The sequence below is a fragment of the Nonomuraea sp. NPDC005730 genome, assembly GCF_040630865.1.
GTDB lineage: Bacteria > Actinomycetota > Actinomycetes > Streptosporangiales > Streptosporangiaceae > Nonomuraea.
In genome coordinates this window covers 1-17,079 of record NZ_JBEXYK010000038.1, presented here as the reverse complement: position 1 = coordinate 17,079, position 17,079 = coordinate 1, and the positions used below count along the sequence as shown (strand labels likewise).

Annotated in this window: 22 protein-coding genes; 5 read left to right on the top strand and 17 right to left on the bottom strand. The window is 70.3% G+C overall.

The annotated features are described in order from the left end of the window. Positions 1–10: 10 nt before the first annotated feature. The 9 genes from ABZ444_RS32820 to ABZ444_RS32780 form a co-directional block, all read right to left on the bottom strand. Positions 11–805 carry an MBL fold metallo-hydrolase gene (locus ABZ444_RS32820; protein WP_358005359.1) on the bottom strand — a complete coding sequence of 265 codons (795 nt, stop codon included), beginning with the start codon at positions 803–805 and terminating at the stop codon, positions 11–13. Positions 806–839: 34 nt separating this feature from the next. Further along, positions 840–1,481 (bottom strand): response regulator transcription factor, encoded by a 642-nt coding sequence (locus ABZ444_RS32815; protein ID WP_358005356.1) that lies wholly within the window; start codon positions 1,479–1,481, stop codon positions 840–842. Continuing rightward, positions 1,469–2,629 carry a histidine kinase gene (locus tag ABZ444_RS32810; RefSeq protein WP_358005353.1) on the bottom strand — a complete coding sequence of 387 codons (1,161 nt, stop codon included), beginning with the start codon at positions 2,627–2,629 and terminating at the stop codon, positions 1,469–1,471. The genes ABZ444_RS32815 and ABZ444_RS32810 overlap by 13 nt, the downstream gene beginning before the upstream one ends. 61 nt (positions 2,630–2,690) lie before the next feature. Continuing rightward, a complete protein-coding gene (locus ABZ444_RS32805; protein ID WP_358005350.1) occupies positions 2,691–3,107 on the bottom strand; it encodes a thioesterase family protein in 417 nt (138 codons plus the stop codon). After that, positions 3,104–3,721 carry a TetR/AcrR family transcriptional regulator gene (locus ABZ444_RS32800; RefSeq protein ID WP_358005347.1) on the bottom strand — a complete coding sequence of 206 codons (618 nt, stop codon included), beginning with the start codon at positions 3,719–3,721 and terminating at the stop codon, positions 3,104–3,106. Before ABZ444_RS32800 ends, ABZ444_RS32805 begins: the two co-directional genes overlap by 4 nt. 42 nt (positions 3,722–3,763) lie before the next feature. Beyond that, positions 3,764–4,153 (bottom strand): hypothetical protein, encoded by a 390-nt coding sequence (locus ABZ444_RS32795; protein ID WP_358005344.1) that lies wholly within the window; start codon positions 4,151–4,153, stop codon positions 3,764–3,766. Between the two features lie 81 nt (positions 4,154–4,234). Then, positions 4,235–6,034 (bottom strand): NAD(P)/FAD-dependent oxidoreductase, encoded by a 1,800-nt coding sequence (locus tag ABZ444_RS32790; RefSeq protein ID WP_358005341.1) that lies wholly within the window; start codon positions 6,032–6,034, stop codon positions 4,235–4,237. Positions 6,035–6,139: 105 nt separating this feature from the next. Continuing rightward, positions 6,140–6,670 carry a flavoprotein gene (locus tag ABZ444_RS32785; protein ID WP_358005338.1) on the bottom strand — a complete coding sequence of 177 codons (531 nt, stop codon included), beginning with the start codon at positions 6,668–6,670 and terminating at the stop codon, positions 6,140–6,142. Next, entirely contained in the window at positions 6,667–7,155 is a 489-nt protein-coding gene (locus ABZ444_RS32780; protein ID WP_358005335.1) for a MarR family transcriptional regulator, read from the bottom strand. The genes ABZ444_RS32785 and ABZ444_RS32780 overlap by 4 nt, the downstream gene beginning before the upstream one ends. Before the next feature lie 65 nt (positions 7,156–7,220). Here ABZ444_RS32780 and ABZ444_RS32775 point away from each other — a divergent pair, with 65 nt between their 5' ends. Beyond that, on the top strand, positions 7,221–8,045 hold the full coding sequence (locus tag ABZ444_RS32775) for an alpha/beta hydrolase (RefSeq protein ID WP_358005332.1): 825 nt from the start codon (positions 7,221–7,223) through the stop codon (positions 8,043–8,045). Between the two features lie 28 nt (positions 8,046–8,073). On the opposite strand, the gene ABZ444_RS32770 is transcribed toward ABZ444_RS32775, so the two are convergent. Next, on the bottom strand, positions 8,074–8,745 hold the full coding sequence (locus tag ABZ444_RS32770) for an HNH endonuclease family protein (RefSeq protein ID WP_358005329.1): 672 nt from the start codon (positions 8,743–8,745) through the stop codon (positions 8,074–8,076). Positions 8,746–8,830: 85 nt separating this feature from the next. On the opposite strand from ABZ444_RS32770, the gene ABZ444_RS32765 reads away from it, so the two are divergent. Beyond that, positions 8,831–9,418 carry a hypothetical protein gene (locus ABZ444_RS32765; RefSeq protein WP_358005326.1) on the top strand — a complete coding sequence of 196 codons (588 nt, stop codon included), beginning with the start codon at positions 8,831–8,833 and terminating at the stop codon, positions 9,416–9,418. A gap of 59 nt (positions 9,419–9,477) precedes the next feature. Continuing rightward, positions 9,478–10,200: a helix-turn-helix domain-containing protein gene (locus ABZ444_RS32760; protein WP_358005323.1), complete on the top strand. Its 723-nt coding sequence runs from the start codon at positions 9,478–9,480 to the stop codon at positions 10,198–10,200. On the opposite strand, the gene ABZ444_RS32755 is transcribed toward ABZ444_RS32760, so the two are convergent. From ABZ444_RS32755 to ABZ444_RS32745, 3 genes are all read right to left on the bottom strand, one after another. Continuing rightward, complete coding sequence (locus tag ABZ444_RS32755; protein WP_358005320.1) at positions 10,168–10,821, bottom strand: methyltransferase domain-containing protein; 654 nt, start codon at positions 10,819–10,821, stop codon at positions 10,168–10,170. The two genes, ABZ444_RS32760 and ABZ444_RS32755, sit on opposite strands and share 33 nt — an antisense overlap. Before the next feature lie 63 nt (positions 10,822–10,884). Beyond that, the gene (locus tag ABZ444_RS32750) at positions 10,885–11,775 is read right to left on the bottom strand and encodes a permease-like cell division protein FtsX (RefSeq protein ID WP_358005317.1); all 891 of its coding nucleotides are present in this window, start codon (positions 11,773–11,775) and stop codon (positions 10,885–10,887) included. Positions 11,776–11,800: 25 nt separating this feature from the next. Further along, a complete protein-coding gene (locus ABZ444_RS32745; RefSeq protein WP_358005314.1) occupies positions 11,801–12,271 on the bottom strand; it encodes a hypothetical protein in 471 nt (156 codons plus the stop codon). A gap of 263 nt (positions 12,272–12,534) precedes the next feature. On the opposite strand from ABZ444_RS32745, the gene trpS reads away from it, so the two are divergent. Both trpS and ABZ444_RS32735 read left to right on the top strand, forming a co-directional pair. After that, positions 12,535–13,515: a tryptophan--tRNA ligase gene (gene trpS / locus ABZ444_RS32740; RefSeq protein WP_358005311.1), complete on the top strand. Its 981-nt coding sequence runs from the start codon at positions 12,535–12,537 to the stop codon at positions 13,513–13,515. Positions 13,516–13,651: 136 nt separating this feature from the next. Next, entirely contained in the window at positions 13,652–14,182 is a 531-nt protein-coding gene (locus ABZ444_RS32735) for a CbrC family protein (protein ID WP_358005308.1), read from the top strand. A 47-nt stretch (positions 14,183–14,229) separates the two neighbouring features. Here ABZ444_RS32735 and ABZ444_RS32730 read toward each other — a convergent pair whose 3' ends face one another. The 4 genes from ABZ444_RS32730 to ABZ444_RS32715 all read right to left on the bottom strand — a co-directional run bounded on the left by ABZ444_RS32730 (position 14,230) and on the right by ABZ444_RS32715 (position 16,878). After that, on the bottom strand, positions 14,230–14,790 hold the full coding sequence (locus ABZ444_RS32730) for a GrpB family protein (protein ID WP_358005305.1): 561 nt from the start codon (positions 14,788–14,790) through the stop codon (positions 14,230–14,232). Positions 14,791–15,046: 256 nt separating this feature from the next. Beyond that, positions 15,047–15,826, bottom strand: coding sequence for a hypothetical protein (locus ABZ444_RS32725; RefSeq protein WP_358005302.1), 780 nt, complete (start codon positions 15,824–15,826; stop codon positions 15,047–15,049). Then, positions 15,823–16,323, bottom strand: a complete 501-nt coding sequence (locus tag ABZ444_RS32720) for a SigE family RNA polymerase sigma factor (protein ID WP_357982814.1) — start codon at positions 16,321–16,323, stop codon at positions 15,823–15,825. The genes ABZ444_RS32725 and ABZ444_RS32720 overlap by 4 nt, the downstream gene beginning before the upstream one ends. Before the next feature lie 300 nt (positions 16,324–16,623). Beyond that, positions 16,624–16,878: a DUF2750 domain-containing protein gene (locus tag ABZ444_RS32715; protein ID WP_358005299.1), complete on the bottom strand. Its 255-nt coding sequence runs from the start codon at positions 16,876–16,878 to the stop codon at positions 16,624–16,626. Positions 16,879–17,079: the final 201 nt, after the last annotated feature.

Below are 17,079 nucleotides of genomic sequence, written 5' to 3'. Positions count from 1 at the left end.
GCAATATAGCTCACCTGTCGAGCTGGAGGAAGGCCCGCTCGATCGCCTGCCGCGACACCTCCTCCGGGTACGGGAAGCGCGTGATCGAGTCGCGCAGCCCCTCCACGTGGGCCTTCGCGGCCAGCTCCGCCACCAGCGCCAGCTCGGCCTGCTGCTCCTGGACGAAGGCCCGGCCGACCACCGCGCCGTGCCCCGGCACGAACACCGGATCGGGCAGCGCGGCGAGCATCGCGGCCGTCGTGACCGGCCAGTCGAGCGGGTAGGAGTCGCCGAACGCCGGCGGCGCGCCCTCCTCTACCAGGTCACCGGCGAACACCACGCCGGCGTCCGGCACATGTACGACGATGTCGTTGCTGCTGTGGCCGAGCCCGAAGTGCCGCAGGTGCACCATGCGTCCGCCGATGTCGAGGCTGGCCGAGGCGGTGAAGGTGTGGTCGGGCGGCACGATGGCGATCTCCTCCATCTCCGCGCGGCGGTCGGGCAGCCGTTCCATGACGTCCGCGCGGTGCCGCTCGCCGTAGACGTCGATCTCCTCGGCGCACCGGACGTGGCTCCAGATCTCGGCGGGACGGAAGAGCGCGTTGCCGAAGTAGTGGTCGAAATGCGAATGGCTGTTCACGACCGTCCACGGGTAACCGGTGATCGTCCTGATCGCGTCGATCAGGTCGGCCGCCTCCCGGTGGGAGCTGCGGGTGTCGAGCACCAGGCAGTGCCCGTCGCCCACGATCAGGCCCGTGTTCAGGTCGAAGGACTCATGGCGACGCACGTAGACCCGGTCGCCGACCTCCTGCCACTGCTCGTTCATGCCAACGAACCTTACTTTTCGGACTTCCCGCCGGTCATCCCTGAAGGTAGGCCAGCACGGCCAGGACCCGGCGGTGGCCGTCGGCCTCCGGCGGCAGGTCGAGCTTGGTGAAGATGCCGGCGATGTGCTTGGCCACGGCGGCGTCGGTGACGACCAGCTCCCTGGCGATCGAGGCGTTCGCGCGGCCCTCGGCGATCAGGCCGAGCACCTGCTGCTCGCGCGGGGTGAGCCGGGCCAGCGGGTCGCGCCGCCGGCGCAGCAGCTGGCGCACCACCTCCGGGTCCACGACCGTGCCGCCCGCGGCCACCCGGTCGAGCGCGTCGACGAACTCGCGCACGTCGCCGATCCGGTCCTTCAGCAGGTAGCCGACGCCCGCGCCGGCGCCGGACTCCAGCAGCTCGGCCGCGTAGGTCTGCTCGACGTACTGGCTGAGCACGAGCACGGCCAGCCCGGGGTGGCGGCGGCGCAGACCGAGCGCGGCGCGCAGGCCCTCGTCGGTGAAGTTCGGGGGCATGCGCACGTCGGTCACCACGGCGTCGGGGCGGTGCTCGGCGACCGCCGCGACCAAGGCGTCGGCGTCGCCGACCGAGGCCGCCACGGTGTGGCCGAAGCGTTCGAGCAGCCCGGCCAGCCCCTCGCGGAGCAGCACGGCATCCTCAGCGATCACGACGCGCACGGGATCTCCACTCGTACCAGGGTCGGGCCGCCCGGCGGGCTGGACACCGACAATCTTCCCGCCACCACGGCCAGCCTGTCGGCCAGGCCGGTCAGCCCGGTGCCCCTGGCCGGGTCCGCGCCGCCGACGCCGTCGTCGCGCACCTCGACGGCCAGCGTGCCGGCCGCCGTCCGGGCGGTGACCGCGGCCCTGGTGGCTCCGCTGTGCCTGGCCACGTTCGCCAGCGCCTCGCTGACCACGTAGTACGCGGTGACCTCGACGGGCGCGGGCAACCGGCCGAGCTCCTCGGCGTCCACGTCCACGGGGACGGGCGAGCGGCCGGCCACGTCGCGGATCGCCGCGCCCAGCCCCCGGTCGGTGAGCACCTGCGAGTGCACGCCCCGGATCAGCTCGCGCAGCTCGGCCAGCGCCTGCCTGGCCTCGTCGTGCGCCGCGTCGAGCATCCGGGCCGTCGGCGAGTCCTCGGGCACGTCCAGCCTGGCCAGGCCGAGCGTCATCGACAGGGCGACCAGCCGCTGCTGCGCGCCGTCGTGCAGGTCCCGCTCGATCCGGCGGCGCTCGGTCTCGAACGCGTCCACCAGGCGCGCCCGTGACCGCATGACCTCGCTCAGCTCCGACCCGGCCGGCGCGAGCACCGCCCTGACCATCGCGCCGCGCGCCCCGCCCCACGCCGTGATCGTGTACGCCGCCACCGGCAGCAGCAGCACCCCCGCCACGCTCGCCACGGCGCCGAACGCCGGCACGGCCTCCGGCTGAACCACGGGGGACAGGATCAGCAGCACCGGCCCTCCGACGGTGAACCCCAGCATGACCAGGTCGATCCACCACATCGCGAACACCGTCATGACCGCGACCCCGGCCTCCCGCCGGTGCCGGTCGGGCACCTGCGGCAGCGGCACGGTGTCCACCAGGCGCAGCCGCACGCGTTCGAACCGGGCGATCACCGGCACGACCAGCACCAGCAGCACCGGTACGAGCAGCAGGCCGGCCGGCGACCCGGTGAGCCCGACCACCGTGACCCCGAGGGCGACGGCCGCCCCCGGAACCACGCTGCCCAGCAGGTACGCCACGCACCGCCACGGCCAGGCCGACCGGAGGAAGGCGGGTGGCCGCTGCGTGAGCGCTTCGAGCGCGGTCCTGTTTCCCACCCGGTGACCGTATCCGGGGACGGGAACGGCCCGCAGTAGTGCAGGGTCTACCGTCGGCGGCTCAGCCCGCCATCAGCGGCTCGGCGGCGGTACGCAGCTCGGCGCTGAACGGCGTGGGCCGGAAGGTCTGCGGGTCGAGGTTGACGTTGACGCGGTAGCCCTCGGCGTGCACGACCGAGCGGTCCTCGGACAGGACGCGGAAGCCGTAGACGCCGCTGGTGCGGCCCATGCGGTCGATCCAGAAGTCGACCAGCACCTCGCCCGCCCCCATGACCGGCGCGTTGTAGGTGATCTTGAACTCGCGTACGGCCAGGTAGAGGTCCTTGAACTTGGAGATCGCCGGATCGAAGCTCCAGCCCTGCTCGGCCCAGTAGGCGGAGATCGCGCGCTCGACCAGCAGGGCGTAACGCGAGTTGTGCAGCAGGCCCATCGCGTCGAGGTCGTCGAAGTGCACCTGGGCGGGGCGGGTCTGGGTCACGCGAGCTCCTTCAGTCGGTCGTGGACGGCTCGGCGGGCCCGCTCGTAGGCGGCCTCGCCCCTGCCGAGCAGGCGGGTGTGGGTGACCACGGCCTCGCCCAGGGCGTCGATCTCGTACGCGAGCTGCGCCGGGTCGGTCTCCGGGGGCAGCTCCCCCAGCTCGACCGCCTCCCGGACGAGCCGCTCGATGAACCTCAGCCAGTCGGCCATCGACTCGGCCACCCGGTCCTTGACCGGGCCGGGACGGTCGTCGAACTCCACCCGCGCCGTGTAGAAGAAGCACCCGCCGGGCAGGACGCCCTTCTCGTAGAAGCGCAGGCGGGCCTCGTGCAGGGCCAGGACGCGGGCCACGCCGGGAGGGGCCTTGAGCGCGGGCCTGACGATCTCGTCGGTCCATTGGCGGACGGCCCACTCGATGGTGTCGAGCTGAAGTTGCTCTTTATCCCGCCAATGAGCGAAAAATCCGGATTTGCTGACCCCGGCGGCTTCGGCCAGCCGGCCCAGGGTCAGCCCGTCCAGACCGTGCACCGAGGCCAGTGACACGGCCTGCCCGAGGATCGCCTCGCGGCTGCGCTGCCCGCGCGCCCGGCGACCGTCTTCCTTCACGTCGGCCATGCCGTCAGCATACATTAACGACCGATCGTTCAGATTGGCGGGTCAGCCCCTTCCGTAGCGCACCGCGACCGCGTCGAACATCCTGACCGCCGCCGCCACGTCCGCGTCCGCGAGCGGGCGGCCGAGCTGGGGATCGTTGCCGTCGAGCCCCGACTCCCGCTCGACGATCCGCGCCACCTGGTACATCAGGTCCACGACCCGGCTCGCGGCCTCACCGTGCCACCAGTACGGCACGCTGATCCCCCAGCCGCCCTCCCAGTGGTTCACGGAGATGCCGGTGCCCTCGTGTTCGAGGTCCCAGTTGGGCGGGTCCTCGAAGATCGTCACGTCGCCGAGGAGCGCGCGGGCCTGGGTGACGACGTTGTTCCAGGCCACCATGTCCGGTGGGCGCGGCTCGTCGTCCTCCGAGCCGAAGTACAGGTCGTAGCTCATGGTGGACGAAACTAGTGCCCAACCCTGACGAATCCGCGCGAATATCGCGTTCGGCGGTCACATACGGGGTGAGCGGCGGGATCATTCCGCCTCTGCGTGCCTGCGGAACTCCAGCCCCTCGAACGTGCCCGACGTGCGCCATCTGTCGATGTAGGCGAAGTACGCCATCGCCCCCTGTGGATGGCCGATGTTCAGCCGGCCCTTCCTGCCGGCGTCGTGGCCCTCGTTGTTGTAGTAGCCGGGCGTGCAGTCGGCGGAGGCGCCCAGGATGCTTCCGGGGCCCGACAGCAGCAGCTCGATCCAGTCGTCCTCGGCCTCCCGCGTCGCCTCGACCTCGTCGAAGCCCTGGTCGAGCGCGTGGCTGACGATCATGGCGATCGTCCGGCCGGCCTCGGTGAGGTTGTGCGGGATGTTGGAGATGAGGTTCGCGCCCTGCGTGGGCTGGACGACGAAGGCGTTCGGGAAGCCGTGCACGTGGATGCCGTGCAGGGTGCGCATGCCGTCCGCCCAGCGGTCGGTGAGCCGGACGCCGTCGCGGCCGGTCAGCTCATAGCCGGCACGCCGGGTGTAGTCGGTGGTCACCTCGAAGCCCGAGGCGTAGATGACGCAGTCGACCTCGTACTCGACGCCCGCGGCCACCACCCCGCGCCCGGTGACGCGCTCGACGCCCTTGCCGTCGGTGTCCACCAGGTGGGTGCCCGGCACGTTGAAGGACTGCAGGTACTCGTCGTGGAAGCAGGGACGCTTGCAGAGCTGGCGGTACCAGGCCTTGAGCCTCGCGGCGGTCTCCGGGTCGGCGACGATCGCGTCTACGCGGGCCCGGATCTCCTCCATCTTCTCGAAGTCGGAGTCCTCGTACGCCTGCGCCATCTTCTCCACGGTCAGGTCCTCGGGCGGGAGGGCCGCGATGCGGGCGCGGACGCGGCGGGCGATGTCGGTCCAGCCGTCCATCACCAGGTCCTCGTCGACCAGGCCGCCGGTCTGGTTGCCGGTGAAGTTCTCCAGCCAGCGCTGCTGCCAGCCCGGGGTGGCGATCCCGGCGAACCAGGCGGGGTCGGTGGGCCGGTTGTCGCGTACGTCCACCGAGGAGGGGGTGCGCTGGAACACGTACAGCTCGGCGCAGGCGCGGGCCAGGTGCGGCACGCACTGGACGGCCGTCGCGCCCGTGCCGATGACGGCGACGCGCTTGTCCGCCAGCCGGTCCATGGGCGCGCCCGTCGGGTCGCCGCCGGTGTAGTCGTAGTCCCAGCGGCTGGTGTGGAACGCGTGCCCGCGAAACTCGTCGATGCCCGGGATGCCGGGGAGTTTGGGCACGTGCAGCGGGCCGATGCCCATGACCACGAACCGGGCGGTGAACGCGTCGCCGCGGTTCGTGCGCACGGTCCAGCGCGACCGGGACGCGTCCCACTCCAGGTCCTGGACCTCGGTGTGGAAGAGCGCGTCGTCGTACAGACCGTAGTGCTTGCCGATGCGGCGGCAGTGTTCGAGGATCTCGGGGGCGTGCGCGTACTTCTCCGTCGGCATGTGGCCGGTCTCCTCCAGGAGCGGCATGTACACGAACGACGCGGTGTCGCACTGGGCTCCCGGGTAGCGGTTCCAGTACCAGGTGCCGCCGAAGTCGCCGCCCTTCTCGACGATCCGCACGTCGTCGACCCCCGCCTCCCTGAGCCGGGCGCCGGTGACGAGCCCGGCGAACCCGCCGCCGACGACGGCCACCGTCACGTGGTCGGTCTTCGGTTCGCGCTCGGTCCTCGGCGTGTACGGGTCGTCGAGGTAGTGGGCGAAGCGGCCGGTTAGGCGGACGTACTGGTCGTTGCCGTCCGGGCGGAGCCGCTTGTCGCGCTCTTCGAGGTATTTGCGGCGGAGGGCTTCTTTGTCCATGCGTCCTCCGGGGACGAGGTTCCGAATTCCAGAATGTCATTCGCGAATCTCGTTCGACAAGGCCCGCGGACGGGCGAAGCGGGCCCGCAGCTGGCCGGCCTCGCGTCAGGGACGCAGCGCCGTGAGGGCGCTCTCCCAGACGTAGGTGTCGTTGCCGTCGCCCGCGCTCGGGGCGTGCGGCTCGAACTGCCCCGGCCCGATCAGGACGCGCACCCCTTCCGACCGCAGCTCCTCCACGCTGCGCCGGAAGGGCGCGCGGGCGGCGAGCGCGCTGTTGACGAACGGCAGGACGACCACGGGGATGCCGAGCCCCGGAGCCTCGGCCAGCAGCCCGAGCGCGTAGGTGTCGGCGACGCCCATGGCGAACTTGTTGATCGTGTTGTACGTGGCCGGAGCGACGATGATCGCGTCGGCCCTGGGCGGCCTGGGCTCGTGCGGCCTGCGGTAACGGCTGCGGACCGGGCGCCCGGTCAGGCGCTCCAGCTCCGGCACGTCGACGAAGCCGAGCGCCGACGGCGTGGCGACGACCTGGACGGCCCAGCCCTCGTCCTGGGCCGGGACGACGAGCCTGGCCACGTCGCCGGCCGGGCCGGCCGCGCACACGATGACATAAAGACTGGGTGCCGGTGTCTTCACGGTTGAGATCGTAGGACGCCCGCCGTCCCCTCGACATCGCGTACGCGGGCGGCGACCTCCGGCGTGAGATGGCGGGCCAGCACCTCCAGGGCGGCGGTGACCTCGCGGACCGCTTCGGGGCCCGGATCGGGCAGGACGGCGGCGAGGGCGTCGTCGATCGGGGCGGCCCTGACCTCGGCGACCCGGGCGGACGGCGTCGCCGCGGGACGGATGAGCCGCCGCCGCCGGTCGGCCGGATCGGGCACACCCTCGATCGACCCCGTGGACTCCAGCCGGGCGACGGCCGTGGACACCTGGCTCTGCGGCAGGCCGGTCCGCGCCGCGATCTCGCTGACCGTCGTGCCGGGGTGGGCGACCACGTCACCGAGGACGACGAGCACCGTACGGACCGAGCCGCGCAGGCCGTCGCCCTTCGGCTGGGGCATCGCCTGCTCGCCGATCTTCATGAGGGTGCGGCCGAGCAGGAACAGTTCGACTCCGTTCATGAAGTCATGATACATCTATATCGATGCATCGATTTAGATGCTTTTCTCTAGCGGAGGAGACCCACATGAACGCCCTTCCCGTCCCAGGCGCCACCCTGCACTTCCAGGTCGAGGGCAGCGGTCCGGTCCTGTTGTTGTCGCAGAGCGGCGAGGGCGACGCCGACCGCACCGCCGACCTCGTGCCGCTCCTGGCCGACGCCTTCACCGTCGTCACCTACGACCGGCGCGGCCTGTCGCGCAGCACCCTCGACCCCGCCGCGCCGCCCGTCACCATGGCCGACCACGCCGACGACGTCGCGCGGCTGCTCGCCGAGGTCGCCGACGGGCCCGCCCTGATGGCCGGGTTCAGCATGGGAGGCGCGATCGGCCTGCGGGTCGCGGCCCGCCACCCCGGCGTGCTCGGCACGCTGATCGCGCACGAACCCGTGCTGCCGAACCTGCTGCCCGCCGCCGGTCGAGCCGAGCACGTGGCCGAGCTGGCGGCCATCCAGCGGGCGTTCGCGGCCGGGGGGCTGGCCGCGGCCGTCCCCGCGATCACCCGGCACCTCGGCATCGACCCGGCCCACGACGAGAGCGAGGACGGGCTCACCCCGCAGCCGCTCACGGCCAGGCGGCAGGCCAACTTCGGGTTCTTCATCGGGACGGAGTTCACGGCCGTCATGGAGGACGACCTCGCCCCGGCGGAGACGGTGGGCACCGGGACCCGGGTGATCCCGGCGATCGGCCGTGCCACCCGGCCTTCGGTGCACACCTACCGCTGCGCGCTCGCGCTGGCGGAGCTGCTCGGCACCGAGCCGGTCACGCTGCCGGGCGGCCACAACGGCAACACGGCCTTCCCGCGCGCGACGGCTCGGGCGCTCAAGGAACTGCTCGCTCCCGGCCAGGCGTGAACGTACGGCCGGCCGGGTGCACGTGCGGTCAGCGGCCGCAGGTGCGGAGCATGTTGGACAGCGCCACGCGCTCGCTCCGCGTCACGAACAGGCGGTAGTGGTACTTCACGGTGATCCACGAGGTCGCGTAGCGGCACCAGTAGGCGCGGCGGCGCGGACGCCAGCTCTGCGGCCCCTGCCCACCCTTGGCGATGTTGGCGGAATGGCTGACGGTGACCAGCTCAGGACGGGTGAGGTCGTTGGCGAAGGCCCGCCGCCGCGCCTGGCTCCACCTCTTGGCACCGGAGCGCCAGGCGTAGGCCAGCGGGACGACGTGGTCGACGTCCACCAGGCGCTCGCTCTTCAACCGCCTGCCGTCGTACGGGCTGTACCAGACGCCCTTGACCGGGTGGCAGGCCGCGTTCCTGCGCACCCGCCGCCCGTCCCGCGCCAGGACGGTCTCGCGTACGTCACACCTTCCCGTGTGACGTCCCCATTTGGGCTGGAACCGGCGATGGGTGTAGCCGCGCAGGGATAAGGGCCTGGCGACCCGTAGCCGGGCCAGCATGCGCCGGGCCCGCGCCGCACTGGCCTCGGCGCCTGCCCGGGTGCGCGCGCCGGACTGCGCCGCGGCCGGCTGCGGCGCGGCGACGACCTCGGTGATCGGGATGACCAGAAAGGCGAGGACGGCCATCAGCACGGCCCGTCTCAGGAAGATCATGCTTTACCCCATACCCACCCACGACGGACCTCCTCCAAGTGGATGGCCAGCCCTCCGCAAGTTGCGGTGCATATCTTCTCGAACCATGAGAAAGATCCCTCTCCTCCTCGCCGCCCTGACCGCTGTCTCCGCCACCGTGCTGCCCGCGACCGCGTCCGTAGCCTCGGCCTCCTCCGCCGGGAAGACGCTCTCCTTCCGCGGCATGACGCTGCGGATCCCCGCCGACTGGAAGGTGTACCGGTCGGGCGACCACGTCGTGGTGGTGACCGGGTTGTTGTGCAAGAAGCCGGAGCCGTTCGCGCCCGACTGCGAGAGCTTCTGGATCTTCGGGCCGAAGGACTACACGAACGTGCCGGTCGGCGGCGGTTCCGTCACGTACACGGGCAAGCAGCAGTTCCATCCGTTCAGCGGGGTGATCCCGTGCCCGTTCAACTCCAACCTGAGCTGGTATCCCGGCGAGAAGGCGTCCTACCGCGGGCTGCGGCCGATGGGCGCCGGGCACAAGGCGAAGTACACCACCTGGCCGAACCGCTGCGTGACGAACGACACCGGCCGCACCACCGCCCGGTGGAACGAGAAGGAGTGGTTCCTGCCGCAGTCCAGGATCCTGGTGGTGGACGCCTGGAACACCTACGGGCTGGCCGGCGTGCTCAAGCGCGCCACATGGAGCTGATCCCCCAGGTCCTGATCTCCGGCACGATGGGCGGTGGTCCGGCGAAGGGGGGCTGAGGGATGACGAGCCGGTTCTTCATCGGTGAGGGGTACGCGTCGTACCAGGGGCCGTCGGCGGACAACTCGCTCCATCGTCACGCCGCGTACCAGGTGACGACCGCCGTGGAGGGTGAGGTGGCCGTCATCGACGAGCGGGGGACGTGTCATCGCGGCCCGGCCCTGATCATCCCGCCCATGGTCCGGCACCGCATGCCCGGGGCGCCGGACGTCCGCATCTGGTTCGTCGAGCCGCAGTGCTCGTACGCGTCCGCCCTGCGCGACCGCTGCGCCGCGGGCCCCGGCACCTCGTCCACCGGCGGCGTGATCACCGCGGCCGCCGACCTGCATGCCCTCCGTGAGGAGGACTTCCGTCTCGTCGCGGCACCTCGGCCGTCCGGGGCGCTCGATCCGCGCCTGGTGGTGGCGATGGAGGTGCTGACGTCGCGGAACCTCCTGGTCGCCGCAGCGGCCGCGCAGGCCGGGCTCTCCCCCCAACGCCTGCGCGCACTGGCCCGGCTGCAGCTCGGCATGCCGCTCGCCCGGTGGCGCATCTGGCGGCGGCTCACCCGCGCGGCCCGCGCCCTGGCCGACGGCCGCTCGATCGCCGAGGCGGCGCTCGACGGCGGCTTCGCCGACCAGGCCCACTTCCACCGGCAGCTGCGCGACATGCTGGGGCTCACGCCGGCCACCGTGCTGCCGCTGCTGCGCCGGTCAGCCGCGGGCGGCGACGTAGACGGAGATTGAGCCGGTCACCGTCCGCACGACCTCCGCCTCGCGGACGTCCGCGAACCCCGCGTCGGTCATCAGCTCCGGCAGCACGCCGTCCGCGTTGGGCTGCGTGTCCCGCACCCCGTCGGCCAGCTGCACGACACGGAACGCCAGCCGCATCGACGCGGTCCGCTGCCGTCCGTAGTCGGCGATCACCAGCTTGCCGCCCGGCCGCAGCACGGCGTGCATCGAGGCGAGGATCGCGCGTTTCATCGGCAGCGGACATTGGTGGAGGACCAGGCTCGACACCGCCGTGGCGGCCGAACCCGGCCCCAGCAGGCCGGTCAGCGCGTCCCCCATGCCGAGCCGCCATTCCGGGGCCGTGCCGCTCGCCGTGCTCTTGCGCCGCGCCTGGGCCAGCGTTTCCGGATCGGGGTCGACGCCGACGATCCGGGCCCGCGGTTCGAGGCGGTGGAGCAGCATGGCCTGCGAGCCGGTGCCGCAGCCGACGTCCACGATCGTGTCGTCGGGCCTGGGGGCGACGTGCATGGCCACCAGGCTGCGCCACAGGCGTTCCCGCGTCAGGGCGACGACCGGGTCGTACAGGCGGGTGAACTTCAGACGTCCGAGGGCGGGGGTGAAGGTCTGTTGCGACATGAGCGCAGTCTCAGCCGTACGCCGACCCGCGGTCTTGAACAGAACGCTCGCGCGTCGACGCTGCTACTCGCATTCCCGGGTACGGGCTTCGACGTTCTGCAGCCCGTATTCGGACCAGAGCCGCGCCCCTTGCGACACGCACTCGTGGTCCCACACCTGGCTGACCCCCGGCGTCTTCGCGAGCCGGTGGCGCCAGGGACCGCGGTTCACCTCCGGCTGTATCGACAGCCGATACGACTCGGGCATGTCCGACACCCTGGTAGCCGCGACCAACGTCTCATTGTCCGCGTACGTCTCGGCGAAGTGGCGATAGGCCGTCTTCTGGTCCTCGTATTCATACGATTCGAGGCCGGGAATCCGCTCGATGACGGCGACGATCGCCTTCTTCTCCTTGGCGGTGGCGGCTTTCTTGTTCGCCCCTCCCCGCCCGTGCCGGCACTCGGGCAAGGAGGAATCGCCCAAGCAGAGGAACACGGAGACTTCCACACTCCAGTACGACCGGGCCACGCGACGGGTCTCCAGCTGATCGACCACCAGCCCGACCCCGGGCCGCCGATCCGCCGCATTCACGACGCGAGCCCGATCAGCCACCTCGGAGACCCGGATCCAGAACGACTCCGGCATGTCCTTGGCCCGCACCTCGGCCAGCATCCTCCGCTGACCGGCGAACTCCCGCCGGAACCCCGCATAGGACGCCGCCCGGCTCACGAACCGGACCTCGGTCACGCCGGGCATGGAGTTCAGGAAAGCCTCCATGTCGCGCCGCTGTCCCGCCGTCGCATGCCGTTTGTCACACCTGCGCGCGGAGGGCGTACAGAGGAACACCGCGATTTCACCGTTGTCAGCGGCGACGTCCGCGGGACCGGGCTCCACCTCGGCCGACGCGGCCTGCCCGGCCATTCCCGACAACGCCACGACACTCGCAACCAGCACCCGCCAGAACCAACGTCTCACCGGACTCCTCGCACCACGAAAATATTCACTTGCGCCTGCGCGGGCGTCGCTGACGTACCGGCGCGGTCGGGGAATCGTAGCCGGACCATCGCAACATCAAGATGGACAGGCCGACGACCGTAGTCACCGCACCGGAGAAGAGGCCCAGAAACGCCAAGAAGCTTTCGCCGTCCGGATCGCCTATCCCGGGCGGGCCGGTACTGACCCATTCGCCCATGGCCCATGCCTGAGTGGCGACCAGCACCCCGAAAAGGGTCGTGACCGTCCCCAGCAGATAACCAGGGGTCCGCGCCCACACCCCTTGCACGGCGAGCACGAGCCCCACGACCAGCGCGATCGGCACGGTGACGAACTGCCCCATCTCCAGGACCATCAGCGTCGAGAGCCGCGCATGCTGAAAATCGTCCTCACGTAGCGGCGGCCACAGGACCAGGCACACCGCGGCACCGGCAAGAAGACCTATCGCCAACAGCCGGAGCATCGCCACGGGCAGCATGATCCCGGACCACCCCACCAAACCGCCAGATGTTTCCCATAGTCATCAACCGGCGGACCCGCCCGTTCCAAACCGGGTGGTACGGTATGCGTCATGCGGATGATCCACTCATTTCTCGGTTGGTGGCGCCCCTAACAGGGCGGCACTGCTCATCCGCGCAGACCTGACAAAGCGGCCGCCCAGTCCCGGGCGGCCCGTCGGTGTCCTCATCCCTCGGCCGATCCAGGACGATAGGCGGCTCCCGACCTGAGGGAGCTCCACCGATGCCACGACGTCTCACGGGTTTCACGCCCTCCGGCGACCTGCACCTCGGCAACTACTTCGGCGCCATCGCCCCGATCATCGCCGGACAGACCACCACGGACACCGTCGTCTTCATCTCCGACCTGCACGCGCTCACCCTGGACCACGACCCCACCCAGGTGCACCGGCGAACCCTGGAGTTCGCCACCCTGCTGCTGGCCGCCGGCACGGACCCCGAGTCCTGTCTGTTCCTCGTCCAGTCGCACGTCCCGGAACACACCGAACTGCACTACCTGCTCGAATGCACCACGGGCTACGGCGAGGCCCAGCGGATGATCCAGTTCAAGGAGAAGTCCGGCCGCCAGCAGCAGGTCCGCATGTCGCTGCTGACGTACCCGATCCTCATGGCCGCCGACATCCTGCTGTACGACACCGACGAGGTCCCCGTCGGCGAGGACCAACGGCAGCACGTCGAGCTGGCCAGAACCGTCGCCCAGCGGTTCAACACCCGGTACGCCCCCGTCTTCACCGTGCCCACGACGGTCAACCCGCCGGTGGCCGCCCGTCTCATGGACCTGACGGCCCCCGCCGACAAGATGAGCAAGTCGGCCGCCACGCCGGGCGGCGTCCTGCGCCTGCTCGACGAGCCCGACGTGCTGCGGCGCAAGGTGATGCGCGCGGTCACCGACGCGGACAACACGGTCGCGTACGACCCCGACCGCAAACCCGGCGTCTCGAACCTGCTGGCCATCCTGGCCGCCTGCACCGGCCGCGCCCCCGAGGACCTGGCGTCCCGGTTCGACCGCTACGGCGAGCTCAAGGAGGCGGTGGCCGACGCGGTGGTGACCACCCTCACCCCCATCCGCGACCGCTACCTGCACCTGTCGGAAGACCCCGGCCACGTCCAGAAGGCCCTGCGGTCCGGCGCCGAACGAGCCCGCGACCTGGCCGGCGCCAAGATCCGCCAGACCAAGGCAGCCATCGGCCTGCTCCCCGCCTGACTGCGCCCCCACCCCCGCCCACCACGCCCGCCTCCGACCGCGCACCGGAGGCGGGCAACGCGTCACCCGCCGATCAGGACATGGGTGAACGGGCGCGGCGCCTCTGATCCCCATGAGCTCCGCGTACGCTACCGCCATGCTGCCCGATTTCGCCTATCACCCTGACCCGCTCAATACGGGATCGGTGACGGCATCTGATGCCGCCTGCGTGTGCTGTGAGAGACAGCGAGGCTACGTCTATACAGGGCCGGTCTACTGCGTCGAGTCCCTCGCCGGCGAACCATGCCCCTGGTGCATCGCGGACGGAAGTCTCGCAACCCGCTTCGATGCCACCCTCGTGGACGTGTATGACGTCCCAGGCGGCGTCCCGGCGGAGGTGATCGAGGTCATCGGTCGCCGAACCCCCGGTTTCTCCACCTGGCAGGGAAACCGTTGGCTGTTCCATTGTGGCGACGGAGCTGCTTTCCTCGGCGCAGTCGGGGCATCGGAGCTCGTCGCTCACCCGGATGCACGGGAAATGCTGCGCTTCGAGCAATCCACGGGCGGATGGTCTTCCGGGCAGGTGGAGGAATTCCTGGCCGCGCTCGACAAAGACGGAAACCCGACCGGCTACCTGTTCAGGTGCCGCAACTGCGGGATCCACATGGCGTACGCGGACTACACCTGACCTCGCCTTTTCCCGCCGAGCCCGACGAAATCTCGCGACCGGTCATGTCACCTCGGAACCTCATCGTGTGACGGCACCTGGTTGTCGTTTATCGACGCTCGTTCAGCGTCAGTCAGACCGGCTTCCGCGAGGATGGCCTGCACCGTCGCGTTCTTCCCTCGCCCGTAGTCGTCCATGTCGGCGGCGTTCCCGGCGACGTGCTTCTTCACCATGGCGTACTGGTCGCGAAGTCTCGAGTTGGTCCGCAGGACGTCTCTGACCGCGAGGTGATTGCGCAGCGACAGCGAACCGTCAACGATCACGTAGGTGTGGGTCCCGGCGAGTCGTGCGGGTTCCTTGAACGCCCATCTCTGGGGGATCCCCAGCTCGCCCAACGGCGAGAACCCCAGGCCGATCAGGACGTCCGTGGCGGCTGCGACATCTTGCTCTGCCACCACGATGTCGCAGTCGATGATCGGCTTGGCGGCCAGCCCGGGGACCGACGTGCTGCCGACGTGTTCGATGGAGATCACGGCGACTTCGGCGGCTGCCAACGCCATGGCGTACTCCCTGCGCAGCGCCTCGAACCGATCCGGCCATGTGGGGTCGTAGTCGACAACCGTGATCACGGCTGGAGCCTAGTGGGCGGGACGGGTGCGCAGGAACTTCGGCTGCCGACCACATTCGGTTCGTACTGGCCTCACCGAACACGTGGTGATCAACCACGCTCCCCGTCACCTGAGTGCAGACGCCGCCCGCCCGCGCCGTGTCCCGCCCGCGCCGTGTCCCGCCCGCCGTCCGGGACCGGTCTCAGGGAGAGGGCCGCGGTCCCGTTCTTCCGGTGCCCCTGTCGGGCGGGACGCCATCCACCATCGTCCCCCGCGGTCAGGAGCGATCGACGGTGGTGGGAGCGGCGGTCGGGCGGTCGTAGACGCCGACCGCCCACTCGCCGGGTCGCTCGCCGACCTCCGCCGAGAGACGTTCGAGCACGTCCGGGCGGGGAAGCGAGACGCCGGCCGCCCGCTCGTCGCACGTCGCCCCCTTCTGGAACGGCCGGCAGCGGCCGAGTTCTTCGACGACCTTGACGACGGGGGCGTCCGAGGGGAAGACCCATATCTGGATCGTCTGCCGGCCCTTGAGCCATTTGGTTGGTGCCGACAGCCGGTCGTGGTGGCCGCCCACCCCGGTTCCGCACCGCCCGGACGTGCCGCCCGATTCACCACCCTTGAGCGGGACGGAGACGACGACCCAGGCCCTGGGGTCAGCACAAACCACCTTGTAACCGGTGGAGACGCTCGTCGGTGCGAACGTCACGGTCTGGCGGACGCCTGTCGTACCGAAGCGCTGGGAGTGGATGAGGGGCAGGGTGAACCTCTCGGCTCCCAGCACTACGGGGTACGTCTCAGGCGGTTCCGGGGGCGTCTGGATCCGCGCCGAGCTGGGCGGCTGGGCCACCGCGGCCTGGTCGGCCTGGTCGGGGCCCGTCAGCATGACGGCAGCGGCGGTGGCGACGGCCAGCACGCCGATGTTCAGCGAACGCCGGGCCCGCCGCATCCGGCGGCCTCGGCGGCGGATCGCGTCGAGGTGGGGGACCGGTTCCCTGCCGGTCGCGTCGTGGGCGTACGTGTCCAGGAGCGTGCGCAGGTTGCTCTCCGTGTGCCTCATCGCTGGAGCTCCTCCAGGTTCATGGTGCGGATGTCCGGATCGACGCGCAGACGGGTCAGGGCCCTGCCGAGCTGGCTCTTGACCGCGCCCAGCGAGCAGCCGATGATGTCGGCGATCTGGGTGAGCGTCCGTCCCTCGAAATAGTGCAGGACGATCACCGCCCGCTGGCGGGGCGACAGGGCGGCGATTGCTTTCCACAGCGCCGCCTGGTCCCCCACGGCGGCCGCGTGGTCCTGCGGGTCGGCCGTCTCGGGCAGGGTTTCGACCGGCACCTCGCCGCGCCACAGCCGGCGCCACCAGGTGGCGTGGGTGTTGACGATGATGCGATAGACGTACGGATCGGGGTTGCCCTCGATCCGCCGCCAGGCCACCCATGCCTTGGCCAACGCCGTCTGCACCAGGTCCTCGGCGGTGCCCCAGTCCCGGGTGAGGAGGTACGCCATCCGGCACAGCCGTAGATGGCGATGCGCCACGTACTTGGCGAACCCGTCGTCCATCAGTCATCTCCGTCTCGTCGTCTCCGGCGATGACTACAACGTGGGAGGCACGTACGGATGACAGGCACTCGCGGCGCAGTCCGGCTGGACCTACGGGTTCCCGTGCAGCGACGAGGTTCAGCACGGTGCAGAGCAGGCCTTCTTCGCGTAGCCGGCAGATCGCCGACGTGCTGAACCCACGCGTCGCGGCCGGGCAGACCAAGATCATCGAGAGCTAGAGATGCCCTGCGGGGCACAGCTACGACGACGCCACCGCCGCTCACGTCTCACTCACTCCTGCGGAACAAGCATGTGATGTTGTTACGTGTCTGGGGAGGTCGCGCGGAATGTCTGTGCGGCTTCGAGCCGAGCAATCGCGTGATCTACCTCGAGGTCCCAGCCCACCGCTCGCGCCCCCGACCAGTTAGCCCCAATCAGTAGGCCATGCCTCTTGAAGTCAGGCAGCCACTCATACATCCAGTCGTCAACATCGATCTTCGCGGGCTCCATGCCGGCATAAGCGGGAACCATCCGGATGATCTTCTCTGCTCGGGAACGTGACGACCAGAACGGCATCGATGATCGACGTGGTGGAGGACATGATCGCAACGGGAGAAATCGACGACGCATGTGCCGTCCTTCCTCCACCCGATGAGGAGGACGTGGGTCGGTAGGGGGACGGCTAGATCGCTGATGTGAATTTCGGTGATTGGCTGCGAGCGTGACGAAGGGCGTCCATGGTCGGTGTGTGAAGACTGACCTAGACGCCCTTCTGAT

Coding starts and splice junctions, on each gene's coding strand:
- ABZ444_RS32820 (WP_358005359.1), bottom strand. CDS start 805: ATGAACGAGCAGTGGCAGGAGGTCGGCGACCGGGTCTACGTGCGTCGC.
- ABZ444_RS32800 (WP_358005347.1), bottom strand. CDS start 3,721: ATGGCCGACGTGAAGGAAGACGGTCGCCGGGCGCGCGGGCAGCGCAGC.
- ABZ444_RS32795 (WP_358005344.1), bottom strand. CDS start 4,153: ATGAGCTACGACCTGTACTTCGGCTCGGAGGACGACGAGCCGCGCCCA.
- ABZ444_RS32790 (WP_358005341.1), bottom strand. CDS start 6,034: ATGGACAAAGAAGCCCTCCGCCGCAAATACCTCGAAGAGCGCGACAAG.
- ABZ444_RS32780 (WP_358005335.1), bottom strand. CDS start 7,155: ATGAACGGAGTCGAACTGTTCCTGCTCGGCCGCACCCTCATGAAGATC.
- ABZ444_RS32775 (WP_358005332.1), top strand. CDS start 7,221: ATGAACGCCCTTCCCGTCCCAGGCGCCACCCTGCACTTCCAGGTCGAG.
- ABZ444_RS32770 (WP_358005329.1), bottom strand. CDS start 8,745: ATGATCTTCCTGAGACGGGCCGTGCTGATGGCCGTCCTCGCCTTTCTG.
- ABZ444_RS32765 (WP_358005326.1), top strand. CDS start 8,831: ATGAGAAAGATCCCTCTCCTCCTCGCCGCCCTGACCGCTGTCTCCGCC.
- ABZ444_RS32760 (WP_358005323.1), top strand. CDS start 9,478: ATGACGAGCCGGTTCTTCATCGGTGAGGGGTACGCGTCGTACCAGGGG.
- ABZ444_RS32755 (WP_358005320.1), bottom strand. CDS start 10,821: ATGTCGCAACAGACCTTCACCCCCGCCCTCGGACGTCTGAAGTTCACC.
- ABZ444_RS32745 (WP_358005314.1), bottom strand. CDS start 12,271: ATGCTGCCCGTGGCGATGCTCCGGCTGTTGGCGATAGGTCTTCTTGCC.
- trpS (WP_358005311.1), top strand. CDS start 12,535: ATGCCACGACGTCTCACGGGTTTCACGCCCTCCGGCGACCTGCACCTC.
- ABZ444_RS32735 (WP_358005308.1), top strand. CDS start 13,652: ATGCTGCCCGATTTCGCCTATCACCCTGACCCGCTCAATACGGGATCG.
- ABZ444_RS32725 (WP_358005302.1), bottom strand. CDS start 15,826: ATGAGGCACACGGAGAGCAACCTGCGCACGCTCCTGGACACGTACGCC.
- ABZ444_RS32720 (WP_357982814.1), bottom strand. CDS start 16,323: ATGGACGACGGGTTCGCCAAGTACGTGGCGCATCGCCATCTACGGCTG.
- ABZ444_RS32715 (WP_358005299.1), bottom strand. CDS start 16,878: ATGCCGTTCTGGTCGTCACGTTCCCGAGCAGAGAAGATCATCCGGATG.